Genomic DNA, 232 nt, shown 5'->3' with positions numbered 1-232 from the left:
CCGGTCGTAGAGCGCCTGGGCTGCGGCGAAGTCGCCGTGCTCGTCCGCGTAGAAGAAGTCGAGCACCAGGCGGTCGCCGTCGACGGCCGCGCAGGCCACCTCGTAGAGCGAGCCGCCGAGCGTCGACAGGTCGAGGTACGGCTGCTCGGCGAACCGCCAGTCCAGCCCGTCGGCGGAGTGCCCGACCATCGGGCGGCCACCGCATCCCTCCGACAGGAACATCAGGTACTCG

The 232-nt window shown here is 71.1% G+C and carries 1 protein-coding gene; it reads right to left on the bottom strand.

The features are described from left to right. Window positions 1–189: hypothetical protein (locus SB773_RS34955; RefSeq protein ID WP_410595175.1), on the bottom strand; the 189-nt coding region annotated here is incomplete at its 3' end. Window positions 190–232: the final 43 nt, after the last annotated feature.

This window comes from Bacillus sp. SIMBA_074 (assembly GCF_046534555.1).
Lineage (GTDB): Bacteria > Bacillota > Bacilli > Bacillales > Bacillaceae_G > Bacillus_A > Bacillus_A mycoides.
The sequence above is the reverse complement of the archived record's forward strand: the minus strand, read 5'-3'. Positions and strand labels throughout refer to the sequence as shown.